This window comes from Rhodanobacter sp. G2-10, assembly GCF_055809185.1.
Genome location: NZ_CM147900.1, coordinates 158,000 through 176,039 on the forward strand (window position 1 = coordinate 158,000; position 18,040 = coordinate 176,039).

Sequence of the window (18,040 nt, forward strand, 5' to 3'; positions counted from 1 at the left end):
GTTAGAGGTGCACGGCCATGTCCTACGCAGCCACCCATGATCAGCATGATGATCACCACGGCGCGCCGAAGAATTTCTTCCAGCGCTGGGTCATGTCCACCAATCACAAGGACATCGGTACGCTGTACCTGATCTTCGCGCTGACGATGTTCTTCATCGGTGGCAGTTTCGCGATGACGATCCGCGCCGAGCTGTTCAAGCCGGGCCTGCAACTGGTGCAGCCCTACTTCTTCAACGAGATGACCACCATGCATGCGCTGGTGATGATTTTCGGCGCGATCATGCCGGCCTTCGTCGGCCTCGGCAACTGGATGATCCCGATGATGGTGGGCGCGCCGGACATGGCGTTGCCGCGCATGAACAACCTGTCGTTCTGGATCCTGCCGTTCGCCTTTGCGCTGATGCTGTCGACCCTGTTCCTGCCAGGCGGCGGCCCGGCCGGCGGCTGGACCATGTACCCGCCGCTGTCGCTGCAGAGCGATTCGCTGGCCTACGTGGTGTTTGCAATCCATCTGATGGGCATCAGCTCGATCATGGGTGCGATCAACATCATCGCCACCATTCTCAACATGCGCGCGCCCGGCATGGACCTGCTGAAGATGCCGGTGTTCGTGTGGAGCTGGCTGATCACCGCATTCCTGCTGATCGCGGTGATGCCGGTGCTGGCGGGCGCGGTGACCATGCTGCTGACCGACAAGTATTTCGGCACCAGTTTCTTCAATCCCGGCGGCGGTGGCGACCCGGTGCTGTATCAGCACGTGTTCTGGTTCTTCGGCCATCCCGAGGTCTACATCATGATCCTGCCCGCGTTCGGGATCATTTCGGAGATCGTGCCCACCTTCGCGCGCAAGCCGATCTTCGGCTACAAGGCGATGGTGTTCGCACTGGCCTGCATCGCGTTCCTGTCATTCATTGTGTGGGCACATCACATGTTCGCGGTGGGCCTGCCGCTTGGTGCCGACCTGTTCTTCATGTACGCCACCATGCTGATCGCGGTGCCCACCGGCGTGAAGGTGTTCAACTGGGTGGCCACCATGTGGGGCGGCTCGATGACCTTCGAGACGCCGATGTTGTTCGCGATCGCGTTCATCATCCTGTTCACCATCGGCGGCTTCTCCGGCCTGATGCTGGCGCTGGTGCCGGCCGACTTCCAGTACCAGGACACCTACTTCGTGGTGGCGCACTTCCACTACGTGCTGGTGACCGGTGCGTTGTTCGCCATCATTGCGGCGGCCTACTACTGGCTGCCGAAGTGGAGCGGCCACATGTACAACGAGTTCTGGGGCAAGGTGCACTTCTGGAACAGCGTGATCTGGGTGAACGTGCTGTTCTTCCCGCAGCACTTCCTCGGGCTGGCCGGCATGCCGCGGCGTATTCCCGACTACAACGTCGCGTTTGCCAACTTCAACATGATCAGCTCGATCGGCGGTTTCCTGTTCGGCGCCTCGCAGCTGATCTTCCTCGGCGTGGTGATCCACTGCGTGTTCTTCTCGAAGAAGAAGGCCGCCGATCGTTCGTGGGAAGGCGCCAAGGGCCTGGAATGGACAGTGCCTTCGCCGGCACCGCATCATACTTTTGCCGTGCCGCCGGTAATCCATGACGAGGAATTGGCGCACGGCGACGTGCACGCCTGATCCGGATCGGGAAGCCTGTGGAGATGACGCAGCCAATGAAAGACAAGGATGCCGCGGGCAGTCGCCGCGGCGTGCGGCGCACCGTGGCAATTCTTGTTGCGGTGGTGATCGGCTTCTACTTGCTGGCGTTCCTCCAGATATTGCTGATGAAGTAGTGATCGCGCGGCACCATTTAGTTCCCTCACGATCGTGCGCTTGGGTACGATCGGTGGGCAGTACCCCGGGCGGCAGGCGGGGCAGGTCATCAAGAGAAATCCACGGGGTTCCAGCATGAGTCAGCAACACGACGTCTACTATGTACCGGCCAAGAGCTACTGGCCGATCGTCGCCGCGGTGGTCATGTTCATCTTCATGTTCGGCGCCGGGCATTGGCTCAATGCGGAGCCGGGCGAGGCCGGATTCGGCAAGACGGTACTGACCGTCGGCGTGATCGGCGTCCTGGCCATGTTCTTCGGCTGGTTCCGCTCGGTGATCCGGGAGTCGCTCGCCGGCAGCTACAACCACCAGGTCGACACCTCGTTCCGCATGGGCATGATGTGGTTCATCTTCTCCGAGGTGATGTTCTTCGGCGCCTTCTTCGGTGCGTTGTTCTACATCCGGATGTTCTCGGTGCCGTGGCTGGGTGGTGAAGGTCACGGCGTGCTCACCCACCAGTTCCTGTGGAGCGATTACGCGGCTGCCTGGGGCGCCAATGGCGGCAACGGCCCGGCAAACGTGGGTGGTGCGTTCGAGATCGTTCCGGCCTGGGGCTTGCCCCTGCTGAATACGGTGATCCTGCTGACCTCCAGCGTCACGGTGACGATTGCCCACCATGCGCTGCGCGCGGGACATCGCGGCAAGATCCTGCTGTTCCTGGGCTTGACCGTCCTGCTGGGCGCCACCTTCCTGTACTTCCAGGCGCACGAGTACATGGAAGCCTACACCGAACTCAACCTGACCCTGGGCAGCGGCGTGTACGGCTCGACCTTCTTCATGCTGACCGGTTTCCACGGCCTGCACGTGACCCTGGGCACCATCATGCTGGCGGTGATCTGGTTCCGGGTGCTGAAGGGCCATTTCAGCAAGGACCATCATTTCGGCTTCGAGGCGGTGGCCTGGTACTGGCACTTCGTCGACGTGGTCTGGCTCGGGCTGTTCATGTTTGTCTACATTCTCTGAGCGGTCAGCGTCATTTCAACAGACGAAAAAAGGCCCGCCGCATGGCGGGCTTTTTTTGTCCGTGCGATCTTCCGACCTTCCCCTCTTGCCAGGCGCAACGTGGCCCGCGCGCCCCTGGTCATCACCGCTCGACAAGGGCGCCTGCAGCAGCGTCGACGCCGCACATCGCGCGTAGCGCGGTCAGGTGCTTACAGCGTGCGTTCCCACGCCAGCGCCGTACTCACGATGAAATCCAGATCGTCGTGGCGCGGAGTCCAGCCGAGTCGTTCGCGCAGTCGATCGGCCCGGGCAATCAGCATCGGTGGATCACCGGCTCGACGCGGCTCCTCGATCACGGTCAGCGGTCGGCCGCTGATCCTTCGCACCGCGTCGATCACTTCACGCACGCTGTAGCCGTGGCCGTAACCGCAATTCAGGGTCAATGACTCGCCGTCCGCGCGAAGGTGGTCGAGCGCGCGCAGGTGAGCCGCCGCAAGATCCTCGACGTGAATGTAGTCGCGGATACCGGTACCGTCCGGGGTGTCGTAGTCGGTACCGAATATCGAAAGGCTTGGCCGCTTGCCCAGGGCATGCTCGCAGGCAACCTTCACCAGCAAGGTGGCATGCGGAGTGGATTGACCAATGCGACCCTGTGGGTCGCAACCGGCGACGTTGAAATAGCGCAGGATCACATACTGCATCGCCCCCGCCGAGCCGACGTCGCGCAGCATGGTTTCTGACATCAGCTTGGATGATCCGTAGGGATTGATCGGTTGCACCGGACTGCCCTCATCGGCGATGCCGCTGGCCGGCATGCCGTAGACAGCCGCGGTCGACGAGAACAGGAACCGGCGCACCCCGGCCTCCACGCAACAGGCGAGCAGATTGCGCGTGTTGCAGGTGTTGTTGCCGTAGTACTTGAGCGGGTCGCGTACCGACTCCGGTACTACCGTGTGCGCCGCGAAGTGCAGCACCGCGTCGATCCGGTGTTCGTCCAGGATGCGTGCGACCAGCGATTGGTCTCCGACATCACCGACCACGAGTTCGGCGCCACGTACCGCTTCGCGAAAGCCGCTGACCAGATTGTCGAGTACAACGACTCGCTCCCCGCGCTGGCTGAGCTGTTGAACGACGTGACTGCCGATGTAGCCGGCGCCGCCGGTGACCAGAATCGCATTCATGATGGGCTACTCGTGGGCTGGACGGAAACGTCGAGCGCTTCCACAAAAAAGTTGCGCCAAACAACCCGGCGCATTGGCTTCGGGCCCGTCAGGCGAACCAGTACCGACTGCCGAGTGTAATTGCGGTCCGTGGCAGAAATCGATGTGGCCGGGTTGTGCCTTGCTGTGCGCGATCTCGGGAGTTTGGCAGACCAGCACGATTGCCGCAGCTGCCGTCAAGGTCGACAGATCGTCAATTCCTTTGGCCGAAGACACCACGTGAACCGATGCATGTGCGGCTGCACGCCACCCGGCAACGACCACATCGGGCGTCCGAACCAATCCGGCCCCGCTCCCTCACTCTCTTGATGGATTTGGTTTGCGTGCCGGTTCGCTGCGGGGGGACTCCGTCGAGTGGATACACCAGCAACTGCCATCCAGGTGAAAGCGCTGCCCGACCATGGCGGCGACGGTCAGGGTCAAAGAGTGACCTTCCTGAGCCGGCGCGCACTTTCCAGGCTGCCACGCCTGTGTCGGATTTCGAACGGATCGAAGCCGGAACGACCACGCCTTGGGGCGTTGCGGGCAGCAAAATGTCTTCGTCGAGGCCTGCCCAGCGTCGCAACAAAACGCCTCCCGGCAAACCAAAGGACGGGCGCGCCGTTCCCGGTTTCATTCACCCAATGCGCCCGGTGCGGAGGCCACTTCCGGGGGTTGCTGATGTTGCGATGCAATATGCTGGCATGCGGCGCAGCTCACAGTCCGCCATCGTTGTCAGGCATGCTTTATGCTTTAACACAGGGAGCTGTGAAAAAACATGAGCATAGTCACACTTCGTGATACAGTGCCTGTCCATTTTTGCAACTAGGGGTTACTCGTCTAGAGCGCTGGTCAGCGAAGGAGGTGCGACGTGTCTCGACTGTTGCGACTTGGGGCAGCCCGGTGGCAGATACTTTTGGTGCTCGTGGAGTTTTTGCTGCTCGTGGCATGCGTTTACGCTGCCGTGGTGTTGCGCTATTGGGGGGACGCCACCACACAGAGCTCGTTCAGTCACGCGATACGATGGCGCACGCCATTGGTGGCCGTGGTGCTGATTCTCTCCATGGCTTCGCTCGGCCTGTATCAAGTTCACTTGCGTGCCAGTTGGCTGGGTCGCCTCAGCCGACAGGGCGTCGCCTTCCTGCTGGGCGGTGTTGCACTGTCCGTCCTCTATTACGCCTTCCCCGTCGCGTACCTGGGGCGCGGGGTTCTTGGCATAGCCTTGCTGCTCGGCTATCTGGTTCTGGCGATATGGAGAGTGTCATTCCTGGGCTTCGTGGATGCCGATCTGTTCAAGCGCCGCGTGGTCGTGCTCGGCGCCGGTGCGCGCGCCGCCGAGATGATTCGCATGATGCGGCGCAAATCCGATCAACGCGGGTTCAAGATTCTCGGTTGCGTGCCGGTGGGTGGCGATCCGGTGTCCATCCCGCCGTCCCTGCTGCTGCAGCCCGGTCAAGCACTGTTTGACTGGGCGACCAAGCTTGGCATCGACGAACTTGTCGTCGGCCCGGACGACCGCCGCGGTACCTTGCCGGTGAACGAGCTGCTGGAATGCAAGCAGCGAGGGATCGCCGTAACCGAGCTCGCCGAGTTCTTCGAGCGCGAGGCTGGCAAGATCAAGATGGAACCGACCAATCCGTCGTGGCTGGTGTTTTCGGATGGCTTCAACATCTCTCCCGCCAGGCGCGCCATCAAGCGTGCCTTCGATCTGGTCATCGCTTCGCTGGTATTGTTGCTGACGTGGCCGTTGATGCTGTTGACCGTCCTGGCCATCTGGCTGGAGTCGGGCCTGGGCGCCCCGGTGTTGTATTACCAGACGCGCGTGGGTGAAAACGGCAAGCTGTTCCGGGTGATCAAGTTTCGCAGCATGGGTACCGACGCCGAGTGTGATGGCGTGGCACGTTGGGCGACCAAGTACGACGACCGGGTGACCAAGGTGGGGCGTTTCATCCGCAAGGTCCGGATCGACGAATTGCCGCAGCTCTGGAACGTGTGGCGCGGCGACATGAGCATTATCGGCCCGCGGCCGGAGCGGCCGCAGTTCGTCGACGATTTCAACAATCGCATTCTCTACTACTCGCTGCGACACTCCATCAAGCCCGGACTGACCGGCTGGGCGCAATTGCGTTACCCCTACGGCTCATCCCTCGAGGATGCCGAGGAAAAACTGAAGTTCGACCTCTTTTACGTGAAAAACCACAATTTCGTGTTCGATCTGATCATTCTGGTCCAGACGGTGGAAGTTGTGCTGTTCGGACGCGGTGCCCGCTGAAGTCAAGGAGAAGAGCAAGTGAAACCGCTGACGCGAAACCATGCTTTCTGGCTGATGATTGTTGTCGGCTTCCTTCTGATGGGAGGTTGCAGCACGACGCCGACCGTCCACTCGCCGGCGGCGACGTCGTCGCCATCGGTGGAGCGCTACATCATCGGTCCGGGCGATTCGCTCGAAATATTCGTGCGCGACAACCCGACACTTACCACCACGGTGCCGGTGCGCCCGGACGGGCGCGTTTCCATTCCGCTGGTGCAATCCATGATGGCGGCAGGCAAGACTCCGGAGGAGCTGGCGGGTGACCTGCAGACGGAGCTGAGTCGCTACATCCGGGCTCCATTGGTCACCGTGATCGTCAAGAGCTTCGTGGGTGCCTACAGCCAGCAGGTGCGCGTGGTGGGCCAGGCGATGACGCCCAAGGCCGTGCCCTATCGCAGCGGGATGACCGTCCTGGACGTGATGATCGAAGTCGGCGGCCTCACCAAGTTTGCCGCGGGCAACAGCGCCAAGATTGTCCGGCGCACACCCGACGGCAAGGAGCAGACCATCCCGGTACGCCTCGGCGCCTTGATGGATGGCGCGATCAAGGACAACGTCGTCATGCGACCCGGCGACATCCTGATCATTCCCCAGTCACTGTTTTGACAAGACCACGACACGACTGCCGTTGGCGACCCCCGGAAAACTGAGCAATGCAGACCGATTCATTCGATTTACATGAGCTGTTCCAGTACGTGCTGCTGGAGGTCCGCGCTGCCTGGCGCTATCGCTGGCGTGCGCTGATCGTCGCGTGGTGCGTGATGATCGTGGGCGTGTTGCTGGTTTTCAGCCTGCCGAACAAATATGAAGCGAGCGCGCAGGTGTATGCGGACACCGATGCATTGACGAATCCGTTGTTGAGCGGTGTCGCGGTGCAGCCGGATGTCCGCGCGCGACTGCAGGTGGTCACGCATACCTTGTTGTCACGCCCCAATCTGGAGACGGTGGCGGACAAGACCGGCTTGTCCCTGCGAGCCTCGACGCCGGCGGACAAGGATGCGCTGCTGCTGAAACTGGGCAACGCCGTACGAATCAAGGACGCTGGCACGAAAAGCCTATATGACATCAGCTACAGCGACTCGGACCGGCACATGGCGCAGAAGGTGGTGCAGGCCTTTCTGCAGATCCTGATGAACGACACCGTGGGCGCCAACACCGCCTCCACCACGACCGCCCAGAACTTCCTCGACCAACAGGTCGAGGATTACGGCAAGCGGTTGAGCGAGGCCGAGAACAAGTTGGCAGATTTCCAGAAAGCCAACGTTGGCTATATCCCGAGCCAGGGTGGCAGCAGCTATTTCACGCGATTGCAGGCGGCCGAGACGCAACTGCAGACCTTGCAGGCGCAATACGACACGGCTATCGCCAGCCGCGCCACCACTCAGCAGCAGATGCGCGCGATGGCGACTGGCTCGGCTGGTTCCGGGGTCGATCCACGCACCCAGGTGGTCGACAAGCAAATTGCCGCCTACCAGCAGAAACTCAACACGCTGTTGCTGAGTTATACCGATGAATATCCGGACGTGATTTCTACGCGGCGCATGATCGCGCAGCTCCAGGCACGGCGGGCGGCCCTGCAACAAAACGTGGCGAGCGGCTCGGTGATGGGCGTGGCCTCGGACAATCCGGTGTACCAGGAAATGCAGAAGTCGATGTACACCACCCAGGTCAATATCCAGACACTGGCTACCCAGATTGCCCTGCAAAAACGCCAGATCGCCACCCTCAAAAGCGAGGCGGACAAGATTACCGATGTGCAGGCCACGTTGCAGCAGCTGATGCGCAACTACGACGTGACCAAGAAGCAGTACGACCAATTGCTGGAGCGTTCGAACACGGCGCAGTTGTCGCAGGACGCGACGCAAAGCGGCAACAACCTGAAATTCCGGGTGATCAATCCGCCGACTGTGCCGTTAATCCCGGCTAGCCCGGATCGCGGTCTGCTGTTGCTGCTGGTGTTCGGCTTTGCGATAGCCGCCGGCGCCGGGTTTGCCTATCTCCTTCACAAGATAACGCCCGTATTCGTGACTATCAGGGGCCTGCAATCCGCCGGCGACTACCCGGTACTTGGCGCGTTCAGTTTGATCGTGTCGCGGGCGCGCCGTCGGGAACAACGTCGCAGCATGATCGGATTCTGTGCCGGGGCAGGCCTGCTGCCCATGGTGCTGGTGCTTGCGTTTGCATTCGACGGACATCTTGCCCGTATGGTGCAGCACTTCTTTGTCATGGGTGTCGCATGAGTATTGTCGAGAAAGCCGCCGAAAAGCTCAAAACCTCGCCACCGGTGGCGCCATCGGCGCCTCCCCCGGTCGAGGCCGCGCCCCAGTCGGCAGCCACGTCGACGGTGGAGCGTTTGCAGGAGCGGGCGCGCGCGCCGGAACAGCCCGAGGAACCACAGACGGTGTGGAAAGTGGATGCCGGCGAGCTCAAGCGTTTGGGACTGCTGCCGGTCGATGGCGAGGCGGAGCGTCGGCTTGCAGACGAGTTGCGCGGTGTGAAGCGACCGTTGCTGGCCAATGCGATTGACAAGGGTTCCCAGGCACTGGTCCGCGGGAAACGCATCATGGTGACCAGCGCGGAGGCAGGTGAAGGCAAGACCTTTGCTGCGCTGAATCTGGCCCTGAGCCTGGCGCGTGAGACGGATTTCGAAGTGCTGCTGGTGGACGGCGACATCCCGAAATCCGATATCACCCGTGTGTTCGGCCTCGGCGGACAAACCGGTCTGATGGACGTGCTGGCGGATGAACGGCGCGCTCCGTCCGAGGCGATCATGCGTACCGATGTGCCGAATCTGCTGGTGGTGCCTGCGGGGGCGCGTCATCCTCTCGCGGCGGAACTGTTTCGCGGTCGACGCATGGAGCATGTCCTCGATGAATTCGGTGGGCGCAACCGGCGGCGTCTGATGGTGTTTGATTCTTCGCCGCTGCTGGCAACTTCGGAATCGCAGGTGCTGGCTTCGCACATGGGCCAGGTCGTTCTGGTGGTGGCGGCGAGTCGCACCCGGCGGCAATCGGTCAACTCGGCGTTGAGACGGTTGGACGACTTGCAGTATGTCGGCTTGCTTCTCAACATGAGTCGGCAGCCCGCGGGCGAGAACTATTACAAAGATCACGGTCAGGATATCAAGGTCCTCAAAGGAGAAGCCTAAATGCGTACGTTGACGACCACCGCGGTGTTGTCGTCAGTCGTCCTGGGCGGATGGTTGAGCGCGGCAACGGCGCAGAGCATGCGTGTCGATGCATCGAACGCACGGGATCCGTTTCTTGATGAACAGGCGCCGGGCGCCGATGCCGACGCACCGGTGGGTGTGATCCCGCAGCCGACCATCGACTCACCCGGCATGGTGCTGGGCGTCACCCTGGGTGAGCTCTATACCGACAATCTGAAGCTGGCGGCCAATGGCGACCCCAAGCAGTCGAGCTGGATTACCCAGGTCCAGCCGTTTTTCAGATGGGCACGCAACGGCCCGCGATTTTCCGGCGTGCTCAATTACCAATTGACCGGCTACCTGTACGCAGGACAATCCCACTCCAGTCAACTGGCCCAGGACCTCAAGACGTTTGGCACTTTTACCGTTGTTCCGCAGCATCTTTTCATCGATGGTGCGGCACAGTACGGGCGCGAGGTCATCAACAACGAATTGCCGTCCGGGTCCGGCACTTTCTTTCTGAACAACAACAACGCCAATGTGGCCAGGGCTGCGCTCAGCCCCTATTGGCGTCAGGACCTGGGCAGGGGCGGCACGATGATGCTGCGCTATACCCTGGGACGCGTGACCTATGACGATCACGGCATCAAGGGGCAAAGTGCCGGTCGCTTGAGCGGGATTCCCAATGTCACCAGCAACGCGTTGCTGTTCAGTCTGGTGAGCCCCGAATATGAAACCTGGGGATGGAATGCAGGTTATTCCGATCAGCGCCTGCGGCCCGACTTCGGCCAAAGTGTCGACTTTGCCATGGCCAAGCTGGGGGTCTTCTGGCGGGTCAACAGCAGCATCAGGTTGCTGGCCGACTTCGGCAAGGAAAACAGGTACCTGCCGGACGGTACATCGCGCAAGCTCGGCACCGACTTCTGGGATGTCGGATTCGACTGGACGCAGGGCCGCAACAGCCTGAAGCTTCTGACGGGGCACCGTTTCTACGGGCGCAGCTACCAGTTTTCATGGACACGGACTGCAGCGCTACTGACGACAACTGCAAGTTACGTGGAGCAGCCCACCGATCTCAACCAGCAGTTGCTGGGTCAGGATCCTGCGCAGGTGATTCGCCCGCCGGTCAACATTTCGGGGATTCCATCGCTGGCAGAGCGTCGGATCTACCTCATGAAGCGTGCCACCGCCTCGGCAACCTATACCATGCCGACCAGCAGCCTGCGCCTCATGCTGTACGACGAGAAACGAACGTTCTTCATGCTGGATGACGGCAAGGAAAAGGTTGCCAATGCCAACCTTTCATGGAGGTTTGATCTTGGCGCATTCACCGCGATTACGCCCATGCTGGGATGGCAGCGATATCAATTCCAGGATGGCCAGACAAACTACAATCGCTATGCGCAGCTGGAACTCGTGCACCAGATGACTCCGAAGAGCTTCGCCAGTTTGCGGGTGCGCCATGACTCGCGTAACGTGTATTCCGGTGTGCCCGGCGCGCATGGTTATCGGGTGAACGTGGTCTTCGTGCAGTGGACCCATTTATTCTGAGAGCCATATGTATCAGGCGTTCTACAAGTTCCACAGCAAACCTTTTCAATTGACGCCAGACCCGGCCATGTTGTTTCCGAGCAAGGGTCACAAGCGCGCGATGTCGTACCTTTTGTACGGGCTCGAACAAGGTGAAGGCTTTGTGATGATCACCGGCGCGGTTGGCACCGGCAAGACGCTGCTCATCCAGAAACTGTTCGAAGAACTCGCACATCGCGACATTGCGATCGCCGGTATTGCGTCGGCCAATCTCGACGGTGAGGACATCTTGCCGGCCGTGGCTTCGGCTTTCCAGTTGGCCTACGAGGGGCGCGGCAAGGAGGCCCTGCTGCAGGACCTGAGGCAGCACCTGGCGAGCCTGCGTGAGCGTCATTCACATGCGCTGCTGGTGGTGGATGAGGCGCAAACCCTGACTGCGGCGGCGTTGGAGATGCTGCGCATCCTGTCGAATTTCGAGATCAACGGCCATGCGCTGCTGCAGGTCTTTCTCATTGGCCAGGCCGAGCTGCAACGCACCATCGTCGACCATCGCATGGAACAGTTGCGCCAGCGCATCATCGCGTCCCACAAGCTGGAGCCGATGGGGGCCGAGGAATGTCGCGACTACATCCTGCATCGCCTGCGCGCGGTTGGTTGGAACCATGATCCCGAGCTCGCGCCGGGCATCTTCGCGGGCGTGTATCTTGCGGGCCGCGGTATCCCGCGCAAGGTCAACCTGATCATGGATCGGTTGCTTCTGCATGGGTACCTGGAGGAGTTGCACATCCTCGACCAGGCGGCGCTGACCACGGTGCTGAAAGAAATTCGCGAGGAAATGGCCGACGTGCCGCAGACGCTCGAGGCGCCTCCGTCGCCGTCGCGTCTGGATCCGGCGTCACCCACGACACCGGCCCAGCGTGAAGCCGAATACACCGAGCTCGACCTCAAGCAGCGGAACAATATCCTGCTGCAGCTGATGCACGAAAACATCCAGCTCAGGAGCTTGCTGAAGACCAAACCGCCAGCAGCGCCCGTCACGGAAGAAGCCGTGGCAAGCAAGCCGCGACGTGGCCGTTCCCGGCGAAAGCGCAAATGAACACGTCGCCGCCACGGGCGCCCGTTGTCAACGCCATGACGGTGGACGTCGAGGATTACTTCCAGGTTGCCGCGTTCGAAAAGTGCATCCGGCGCGAGGACTGGCCGCGGTGGCCCGTGCGAGTCGAAGGCAACACCCGGCGCGTGCTGGAGCTTTTCGCGCGAAACGACGTGCACGCCACCTTCTTCGTGCTGGGTTGGGTGGCGGAACGCTTTCCCGGGCTGGTGCGAGACATCCATGCGGCCGGACACGAGGTTGCGAGCCATGGCTTTGGCCATGAGCGAATCACCAATCTGACGCGCGGCGATTTCCGTGACGACATTGTCCGCACCAAACACCTGTTGGAGGACGTGACTGGCTTCGCCGTCTCCGGTTACCGGGCGCCGAGCTATTCCATCGGCCCCGGGACGCTGTGGGCACACGACGAATTGCGTGAAGCCGGCTATCGCTACAGTTCCAGCATCGTGCCGATTCATCATGACCTTTACGGCATGCCGGACGCGCCCAGGTTTCCGTTTTTCACGTCGCAGTCGGGCCTGCTCGAGATCCCGGTGACCACCGCCCGGCGATGGGGGCGCAACTGGCCCTGTGGAGGCGGTGGCTACTTCCGCCTGCTGCCGTACGCGTTGTTCAAGCGCGGTCTGCGCCGCGTCAATCGTCAGGAACGGGCCGCCGGCGTGTTCTATTTCCATCCATGGGAGACGGATCCGGAGCAGCCCAGGGTGCCCGGCGTGACGTTCAAGAACCAGGTGCGCCACTACTTGAATCTGAAACGCACGATGCCACGGCTCGAGCGTCTGATAGGCGATTTTCGCTTCGACCGCATGGATCGTGTGTTTCTTGCCGATGCAGCCGCCGACTTCCCCGTGGTGACGTTGCAGGCTGCCGAACTCTGTGCGAATTGAGGGCAATCAGGACATGCCGGATCAAGCGGACGACAAAAGTCCAGTCGACACTTGTGCCATCAAGCGCCTGCAACGTGGTGATGAGGCACGCTGGGACGCATTTGCCGAGGACGCGCCCGAAGCGACGTTTTTCCATCGCGCCGCCTGGCGCGACATCATAGAGCAGGAGCTCGGTCACCGCTGCCACTATTTGTATGTGGAACGGAATGGACTGGTGGCTGGCATATTGCCGCTGGCCGAAATACGTAGTCGCCTGTTTGGCCACTCCCTCATTTCGACGCCGCAGTGCGTTTATGGCGGCGTGGTGGCAGCTGACGCGGACGCCGAGGCACAGCTCACGCGCGCGGCGGCCGCGCTTGCCGACGAGTTGCGCGTGGACTATCTCGAATTGCGTGACCGCGCGTTGCGCCATGCAGCGTGGCCAGTCAAGGACCTGTACGTCAGCTTCCGCAAGGCGATTGATCCGGACCATGACAAAAACTTGAAGGCGATTCCACGCAAGCAGCGCGCCATGGTTCGCAAAGGCATCGGCCTGGGCCTGGAGGCACGCCACGGCGGCAGTGTCGCCGAGTTCTACCGGGTCTACGCCGAGAGCGTGCGCAATCTCGGCACGCCGGTGTTGTCGCGCAACTACTACATGCGACTTCAACAGACGTTTGGGGAGGATTGCGAAATCACCGTGGTCACGCATCAGGGCGAGCCCGTCGCGGCGGTGATGAGCCTGTACTTCCGCGATGAAGTGCATCCTTACTACGGTGGCAGCGTGGCGCGAGGCCGTCATCTGGCGGCCAACGATTTCATGTACTGGTCGGTCATGCAGCGCGCGGTGGAGCGGGGCGCCCGCCTGTTCGACTTCGGCCGCAGCAAGCAGGACACCGGTTCGTATCATTTCAAGAAGCACTGGGGTTTTGAGCCGCAGCCGCTGCCCTATGCCTACCATCTGGTGCGCGCCAAAACCGTCCCCAACATCAGCCCCACCAACAGCAAGTACAGTCTGTTCATCAAGGCCTGGCAGCGTCTGCCATTGCCGATCAGCTGCGCGCTGGGCCCGTGGGTGGCCAGGGATTTGGGGTAGCCATGCGCTCCATACTCTTCCTCTGCCACCGACTGCCCTGGCCGCCGAGCAAAGGCGACAAGATCCGCTCGTACCACGTGCTGCAGCGACTCGCGCAGCGCCACCGGGTGTACCTCGGTACGTTCGTGGACGATCCTGCGGACTGGCAATACGTCGCGCCGGTCGAGGCCTTGTGCGCCGAAGTCTGCGTTCGACCCCTGACACCCTGGACCGTGCGCAGGCGGGCGCTGGCATCTCTGCTGCGCCAGGAACCACTCACCGTGGGAGCCTATCGCGACCGTGTGATGCAGCACTGGATCGACGGGCTGCTGGCCGCGCACAAGCTGGACCTGGTCGTTTGCTATTCGTCCGGCGTGGCACCGTTCGTCATCGCGCATCCGCAGCTGCGACGGGTGATGGATTTCGTGGATGTGGATTCCGACAAGTGGCGCCAGTACGCGCAGGCCCATCGCGGCCTGAAACGCCTGATCTACCAGCGCGAAGCGGATCGACTGCGGGAGTTCGAACGCACGATTGCCGCACAATTCGACGCCAGCGTGCTCGTGTCCGAATCGGAAGCGGCGTTCTTTCGTCAGCAGGTGCCGGCAGCGGCCGACAAGGTGCACGGCATTCCCAACGGCGTGGACGGCCTGTATTGGGACCCGCAGCGGACCTGTGCCAGTCCCTATCAAGCGGATGAGCGCGCCGTGGTGTTCGTGGGCGCCATGGACTACCGCGCCAATGTGCATGCCGCGCAATGGTTCGCGCGCGAAGTCTGGCCGCGGATTTTCGCCGGCTGCCCGCAGGCGCGCTTCTATGTCGTGGGCAGCAACCCGACCGCCGCCGTCCACGCCCTGGGTCAGCTTGCCGGCATTGTTGTCACGGGACGCGTGGAAGACGTGCGACCGTATCTGGCGCACGCTCACGCCGTGGCGGCCCCTTTGCGCATCGCGCGGGGGATCCAGAACAAGGTGCTGGAAGCGCTGGCCATGGAGAAGGTGATGCTGGCCACCCCGGAAGCCTGGGAGGGCATCGAGGACTTCCCCGGTCGTCAAGGCTGCATCAGTGATTCGCCCGAGGTCATGGCCAGCGAAGCTCTGCGTTGGCTGGATGTATCGCAAGCCGCACGCGTACCGGCGGCACGCGCCATGGTGCTGTCGCGCTTTGACTGGGTGCGCAACCTCGACATCTACGAAAGCGTGCTCGGCACCGCACTATTCGATGCAGGCGCCGATCGTAGCGAGCGTGCGGCCGGGCGGGGGGCGTGTTGATGACGAGGATAGTGGAGGTCCGGACCCGGTTTCTTTCGCGCGTTTCCGGCTGGACTCTGGCCACGATCGCGTTTGGGCTTGCGGCAGTTGTCCTGTTGATCGGTTATTGGCCCACGGTGGAATCGCTGGTGTGGGTCTGGGATCACGACGGAACCTATCAGTACGCGTTTCTGATCCCTCCGTTGAGCTTGTGGCTGGCGTTCAATCTGCGCCAGGAAGTACGCGCGAACCCGCCGGTACCGAGCGCGTGGGGATTGCTGGCGGTGGCCGGATTGGCATTCCTCTGGTATGTCGGCGTCCTGATCGATGTCAACCTCGTGCAGCATGTCGCCCTGGTATGCCTGGTTCCGGCCCTGGTACTGGCCTGCTGGGGATGGCGCACGCTGTGGGTATTGGCATTTCCACTGGGCTATCTGGTGGTGTTCGCGATTCCGTGGGGTGACGGACTGGTAGGTCCGTTGCAGGACATCACTGCACATTTTGCGGTGAGCGCGCTGGAATTGACCGGTAGCCCGGTCCTGATGAATGGGCGGGAGATCATCACGCCCGCGGCGGTGTGGATGGTTGCCGATGCCTGCAGCGGCGTGAAGTTTTTCATCGCCTGCAGCGCGCTCGGCTGCCTGTATGCCTATCTGATGTACCAGCGCTGGCGAAAGCGGTTGTTGTTCGTGGCCATGGCAGCCGTGGTGCCGATCATTGCGAACGGCTTGCGCGTTTACTTCACCATCCTGATTGGCGATACCTGGGGACTGGAATACGCCACCGGTGTCGACCACATGATTTTTGGCTGGCAGTTCTTCGGCACGGTGCTGCTGCTGTTGCTGTTGATCGGATGGTTTTTCCGTGACCCTCCGGTCGTGCCTCAGAAGCTCCCCGCAAATGACAACATTCCTTCCGGCATGCGCATGCTGGCTTGGCCGCTGGTGATCGTGCTGTTGCTCGCCGGTCCGGCGATGGCCGCCGCGCTTTCGTCACCGACACCGGTACAACGCGTGCAACTGGTGGCACCGACGATCGAGAATTGGAGTGGGCCCCGAACCATTGCCACCACTTGGGAGCCGAGCTTCAGCGGGGCTGCCGGGCAAGTGAAGGCGGTTTATCGTCTGAATGCCGACAGTGGAGTGGTCGAATTGTTTCATGCCATCTACACCGGCAAGCCGCGTCGTGGCCATACGTTGATCACTTTCGGAAATCGCCTGTTCGATGCGGAGCACATGCAGCTGCTGAGCAGTGACAGCCGGCCGCTCATGCTCATCGGTGGCCGTAGCCTCACGGCTGGAGAACTGCAGCTCAGCGGTACGACTGGCTCCCGCCTCGTGTGGTACTGGTATTGCGTGGATGGCCGTTGCACCCGTTCACCGATGCTGACCAAGTTGCTGCAGGCTCGCGACGTGCTGAGTGGCAAGGAGCCGCAATCCTCGGTGTGGGCATTGTCGGCGCCGGTTCCCAGCGGAGGCATCGACCAGGCACGGGCCGATCTGAGCGCATTTGCGCGGGCGCTTCCGGCGGGTGCCCTGAACGACGTGCGCGTGCACCGCGAACATGCCGCTTCCGGGGATGACCAGTGAACGAGAAGCCCTTGATCGTGCACGTACTCTACCGGCTGGATACCGGTGGCATGGAACGTATCGTCGTATCGCTGATCCATGCGACCCGTGACCGATACCGGCACGCGGTGATTGCCCTGGCGGGTTTCGGTGATCTCCGCGCTGAAATCGACGACGTGGCCACCGTGTGCGTGTCGCTGGAAAAGAAGCCCGGCAAGGATTGGCCCTGCTATGGGCGACTCTGGCGCGCGTTGCGCGCGCTCAAGCCGGATCTGGTGCAAACCTACAATATCGGAACCCTCGACCTGGCACCGATCGTGAAGCTTGCCGGCGTGCGCCGCCTGGTTCACGCCGAACACGGGCGTGACGCGGCGGACCCGCAAGGTGAGAGCCGCAAATATCTGCGGTTGCGGCGTTGGATGGCGCCGCTCATCGATCGATACGTCGCGGTAGCTCCCGACTTGCAACGCTGGCTTGTCGAACGCGCAGGCATTCCACGCGCCAAGGTGGCGTACATCGCCAACGGCATCGATGCCGCGGCGTTCGACCTGTCGCGCGCGCAGTCGGCGCCGCGCAGGCTTCTGGGTGACTTTGCGCCGCCCGGTAGCGTGTTGATCGGCCATGTGGCGCGTCTGGACAAGGTCAAGGATCAGGCGGGTCTGCTCTCGGCATTCAGGCTTCTGCGCGAAGCATGCGGACCCACCGAAGTCCGGCTGATCCTCGCTGGCGAGGGACCGCAAAGGGATGAACTGGAACGCCGCATCGCGGAGCTTGGCCTGAGCGGAACGGTGCGACTTCTCGGCAGTCGTGAGGACGTGGCGGAACTGCTGGCCGAGTGCGACGTGTTCGCCTTGTCATCCATTGCCGAGGGCATGCCCGTCACCCTGCTGGAAGCGATGGCCGCCAGACTTCCGGTGGTTGCCACCGACGTCGGTGGTGTGGCCCTGGTGGTGGAGGCTGGCGTGACCGGCACGCTGGTACCGGCCGGTGATCCGCACGCCATGGCAGAGGCACTGCGTGCCTACGTCGTGAATGAAGCGCTGCGACGTCAACATGGTGCGGCGGGGTGCGCCCGCGTCGCCGAGCGATTCAGTTTGAGCGCCATGGTGACGGCGTACGTCACGCTGTACGACACGCTGCTGGGTCGGTCGACCCGCACCGTCATGCCACGCACGATGTCTGGCCTGGCCGGACGCAAGGAGCACTGA

Annotated in this window: 15 protein-coding genes; 14 read left to right on the forward strand and 1 reads right to left on the reverse strand. The window is 62.0% G+C overall.

Annotated elements, in window-relative coordinates; all coding sequences use genetic code 11:
- Positions 1–17: 17 nt before the first annotated feature.
- The 3 genes from ctaD (at position 18) to AC0L58_RS00715 (ending at position 2,792) form a co-directional block, all read left to right on the forward strand.
- The gene (gene ctaD / locus AC0L58_RS00705; protein WP_473685683.1) at positions 18–1,634 is read left to right on the forward strand and encodes a cytochrome c oxidase subunit I; all 1,617 of its coding nucleotides are present in this window, start codon (positions 18–20) and stop codon (positions 1,632–1,634) included.
- Positions 1,635–1,657: 23 nt separating this feature from the next.
- Entirely contained in the window at positions 1,658–1,789 is a 132-nt protein-coding gene (locus tag AC0L58_RS00710; RefSeq protein ID WP_473685685.1) for a hypothetical protein, read from the forward strand.
- Positions 1,790–1,904: 115 nt separating this feature from the next.
- Entirely contained in the window at positions 1,905–2,792 is an 888-nt protein-coding gene (locus AC0L58_RS00715; protein WP_473685687.1) for a cytochrome c oxidase subunit 3, read from the forward strand.
- 188 nt (positions 2,793–2,980) lie between these two features.
- Here the strand turns inward: AC0L58_RS00715 and galE are convergent, their stop codons facing one another.
- Complete coding sequence (gene galE / locus AC0L58_RS00720) at positions 2,981–3,952, reverse strand: UDP-glucose 4-epimerase GalE (RefSeq protein ID WP_473685689.1); 972 nt, start codon at positions 3,950–3,952, stop codon at positions 2,981–2,983.
- Positions 3,953–4,841: 889 nt separating this feature from the next.
- On the opposite strand from galE, the gene AC0L58_RS00725 reads away from it, so the two are divergent.
- The 11 genes from AC0L58_RS00725 to AC0L58_RS00775 all read left to right on the forward strand — a co-directional run bounded on the left by AC0L58_RS00725 (position 4,842) and on the right by AC0L58_RS00775 (position 18,040).
- A complete protein-coding gene (locus AC0L58_RS00725; RefSeq protein ID WP_473685691.1) occupies positions 4,842–6,242 on the forward strand; it encodes a TIGR03013 family XrtA/PEP-CTERM system glycosyltransferase in 1,401 nt (466 codons plus the stop codon).
- A gap of 18 nt (positions 6,243–6,260) precedes the next feature.
- Complete coding sequence (locus AC0L58_RS00730) at positions 6,261–6,887, forward strand: XrtA/PEP-CTERM system exopolysaccharide export protein (protein ID WP_473685693.1); 627 nt, start codon at positions 6,261–6,263, stop codon at positions 6,885–6,887.
- A 47-nt stretch (positions 6,888–6,934) separates the two neighbouring features.
- Positions 6,935–8,521, forward strand: coding sequence for an XrtA system polysaccharide chain length determinant (locus AC0L58_RS00735; RefSeq protein WP_473685695.1), 1,587 nt, complete (start codon positions 6,935–6,937; stop codon positions 8,519–8,521).
- Positions 8,522–8,625: 104 nt separating this feature from the next.
- Complete coding sequence (locus tag AC0L58_RS00740; RefSeq protein WP_473685697.1) at positions 8,626–9,429, forward strand: AAA family ATPase; 804 nt, start codon at positions 8,626–8,628, stop codon at positions 9,427–9,429.
- The gene (locus AC0L58_RS00745; RefSeq protein WP_473685699.1) at positions 9,430–10,980 is read left to right on the forward strand and encodes a TIGR03016 family PEP-CTERM system-associated outer membrane protein; all 1,551 of its coding nucleotides are present in this window, start codon (positions 9,430–9,432) and stop codon (positions 10,978–10,980) included.
- Between the two features lie 100 nt (positions 10,981–11,080).
- On the forward strand, positions 11,081–12,055 hold the full coding sequence (locus tag AC0L58_RS00750) for an AAA family ATPase (RefSeq protein WP_473685701.1): 975 nt from the start codon (positions 11,081–11,083) through the stop codon (positions 12,053–12,055).
- Entirely contained in the window at positions 12,052–12,960 is a 909-nt protein-coding gene (locus AC0L58_RS00755) for an XrtA system polysaccharide deacetylase (protein ID WP_473685703.1), read from the forward strand. The genes AC0L58_RS00750 and AC0L58_RS00755 overlap by 4 nt, the downstream gene beginning before the upstream one ends.
- A 13-nt stretch (positions 12,961–12,973) precedes the next feature.
- Positions 12,974–14,035, forward strand: a complete 1,062-nt coding sequence (locus AC0L58_RS00760) for a FemAB family XrtA/PEP-CTERM system-associated protein (protein WP_473685705.1) — start codon at positions 12,974–12,976, stop codon at positions 14,033–14,035.
- 2 nt (positions 14,036–14,037) lie between these two features.
- Positions 14,038–15,285, forward strand: coding sequence for a TIGR03087 family PEP-CTERM/XrtA system glycosyltransferase (locus AC0L58_RS00765; protein ID WP_473685707.1), 1,248 nt, complete (start codon positions 14,038–14,040; stop codon positions 15,283–15,285).
- Positions 15,285–16,853 carry an exosortase A gene (xrtA, locus tag AC0L58_RS00770; protein WP_473685709.1) on the forward strand — a complete coding sequence of 523 codons (1,569 nt, stop codon included), beginning with the start codon at positions 15,285–15,287 and terminating at the stop codon, positions 16,851–16,853. The genes AC0L58_RS00765 and xrtA overlap by 1 nt, the downstream gene beginning before the upstream one ends.
- Positions 16,850–18,040 (forward strand): TIGR03088 family PEP-CTERM/XrtA system glycosyltransferase, encoded by a 1,191-nt coding sequence (locus AC0L58_RS00775; protein WP_473685711.1) that lies wholly within the window; start codon positions 16,850–16,852, stop codon positions 18,038–18,040. The genes xrtA and AC0L58_RS00775 overlap by 4 nt, the downstream gene beginning before the upstream one ends.